Origin of the sequence: Methylophaga sp. UBA5088 (assembly GCF_002414625.1) — a bacterium.
Taxonomy (GTDB): Bacteria; Pseudomonadota; Gammaproteobacteria; order Nitrosococcales; family Methylophagaceae; genus Methylophaga; species Methylophaga marina.
Genome location: NZ_DIAC01000066.1, coordinates 1,686 through 4,208, shown reverse-complemented (window position 1 = coordinate 4,208; position 2,523 = coordinate 1,686). Strand labels below are relative to the sequence as shown.

The window sequence follows — 2,523 nt, the reverse complement described above, 5'->3', positions numbered from 1 at the left end:
CATCGGTATCACGCTTTTTACGACTACGACGTCGACGCTGCATGACCTGCTGGCCAAACAGCTGTGTTTCAGCAATAACAGCCAGGTTTTCATGACCTAGCAATAAACCTTGCTCCAGCGGAGCGACGGTCATGGCTAAGTTGTCATCACCTTGGATAAACGCATCCCAGTTACTGACAGGCTGACATTTGATATCGTGCTGTCGCAGCATATCCAGTAATGTTTCACGACGCCCGGCACTCTCTGCGGCAAATAATATTCGTCCATCGAACTGACCAATAAATTGTTGTAACGCCTCACAAGGTTTGTCCTTACGCGCATTCATCGTCAGTTGTGGCGGCATGCCTGAACCATAATTGATATGACCTGCTTTGTCCTGATGCTCAAAGCTTTGCAAATGAAGACGTTGATAGGCCTTGAAAGAGCTGAATAATTCTTCAACTGTAATGAATACATGTTGAGGCTCGAGCAGCGGTCGTTCTGGATTCACACGATGCTGACGATAGCGCTCGCTGATTTCCTGCCAGTATCGGTCAGCACCGACATGTGGGTCTGCAATACTAACAATTAAGGTGTTATCCGGAAGGTAGTCGAGCAGGCTGTTAGTTTTTTCAAAAAATAAAGGCAGGTAAAACTCGATACCACCTGGCACATTGCCATCACTGATTTCACGATAAATAAAACTACGTTGGGGATCGCCCTCGAAATGCCGGCGGAATTGTTGCCGAAATAACTGAATACCGTCTTCGGTCATCGGGAATTCACGTGCGGGCAATAGCTGAATGTTATCGATAGTATCTATCGAACGCTGTGTTTCCGGATCAAAGGTTCTTAGAGTATCAATTTCATCATCAAACAGATCTATACGATAAGGGAGTTTGCTCCCCATGGGATACAAATCAATGATGGCACCTCGTACCGTAAATTCCCCATGCTCCATGACTTGAGAAACGTTACGATAACCGGCTTTTTCGAGTTTTAAACGCCAGCTTTCAATATCGAATTGATCGCCCGTTTTCAGAATCAGCGTGTTGCCTTCGAGGAATGCACGGGGCGCAATACGTTGCATCAATGTCGCTATGGGCACCATCAGCAGACCTTGTTTAAAGTCGGGTAACTGATGCAGTGTTTCTAATCGTTCTGAAACGATATCCTGATGCGGAGAAAAGGTATCGTAAGGTAGCGTTTCCCAATCTGGAAAATGTAAAACAGGCCTTTTATCTTCCCCTAAGAAAAATTTTGCTTCTAATTCCAGACGATGTGCGGTATTCATGTCATCGGTAATGACTAGCAGCGGACCATCATGTCGCTGCGCTGCTTTCGCTAATAAAAGACCTTGTGCGCTTCCATAAAGCTGGCCTGCATAAAAGGCTTCTTTATTAGATGATGGTAGCTTGGGATTGAGCAGATTAGGCTGAGTATGATTCACTAGACTGATTCGTTACAAAAACGTCTATTTTCACATAAAACGAAGAAGTCTTGTCACAAAGAGCTGAATAAGGCACATTATCCCTTATAATTTATAAGTGATTATATGCTTGAATAAACTTGCAAAGGTGCGGGAGAATAATAATGAAACGAATTGAAAATGTCGTACTGTTAAAAACGATAGGCAGTGCTGAGTTAATAGCAGCTTTAGCGATGTTTTATTTTTTTTACACTGACGTCCCAGCGTTAATCGGTGGCTTTATTTTGCTTGGCTTATCAGCCAACAGCTTTTATCAGGCACATAAATGTTACCAACGACAGTACGCACCCAAACAAAACGACCACACTTGAAATGAGACATGGCTGAAGCAGTTAAGCAAACAAAAACGAGCGAATTTGATTCAGCCTCCTTCCTAAAAAACCTGACTAGCCGGCCCGGTGTGTATCGCATGATCGATGACACCGGAACGGTGATTTATGTTGGTAAGGCCAAAAACCTTAAGAAACGTGTTTCCAGTTATTTTCGCAAAACCGGTTTAACAGCCAAAACACGTGTCATGGTCGCTCAGATCGCATCCATTGAAACTACCGTCACCCACACTGAAAACGAAGCATTAATCCTTGAAAACAATTTAATTAAGGTATTAATGCCACGTTACAACATTCTGCTGCGTGATGATAAAAGCTATCCTTATTTATTAATATCAGGCGATAAATTTCCCCGGTTAAGCTATCACCGCGGTGCTAAACGCAAAGCAGGGCGTTATTTCGGCCCATATCCCAGTGCCGGGGCTGTAAGGGATAGTCTCAACTTGCTGCAAAAACTCTTTCCTGTCAGACAATGCGAAGACAGTTATTATCAAAACCGCTCGCGCCCATGCCTGCAATATCAGATTAAACGCTGTACAGCACCCTGTGTTGGTCTGATCAGTGAAGAAGAATATAAAAAAGATGTCGAACACACGATTATGTTTTTGGAAGGCAAAAACAAACAGGTCATGGATGATCTGAGTGCCGAAATGGATGCAGCATCACAACGGCTCGACTTTGAACAGGCTGCGGCTATTCGCGATAAAGTGATTGCACTACGTCGGG

General features: G+C 43.9%; 2 protein-coding genes and 1 pseudogene. 2 read left to right on the top strand and 1 reads right to left on the bottom strand.

Annotated features, from left to right (window positions below):
• A pseudogene (locus B4K20_RS08425) lies at positions 1-1,429 on the bottom strand (transcription-repair coupling factor); the annotation flags it as partial.
• A gap of 143 nt (positions 1,430-1,572) precedes the next feature.
• Between B4K20_RS08425 and B4K20_RS08420 the strand changes: the two are divergent.
• Both B4K20_RS08420 and uvrC read left to right on the top strand, forming a co-directional pair.
• Complete coding sequence (locus B4K20_RS08420) at positions 1,573-1,779, top strand: hypothetical protein (RefSeq protein ID WP_289243423.1); 207 nt, start codon at positions 1,573-1,575, stop codon at positions 1,777-1,779.
• 8 nt (positions 1,780-1,787) lie between these two features.
• Positions 1,788-2,523: excinuclease ABC subunit UvrC (gene uvrC, locus B4K20_RS08415; protein WP_289282557.1), on the top strand; the 736-nt coding region annotated here is incomplete at its 3' end.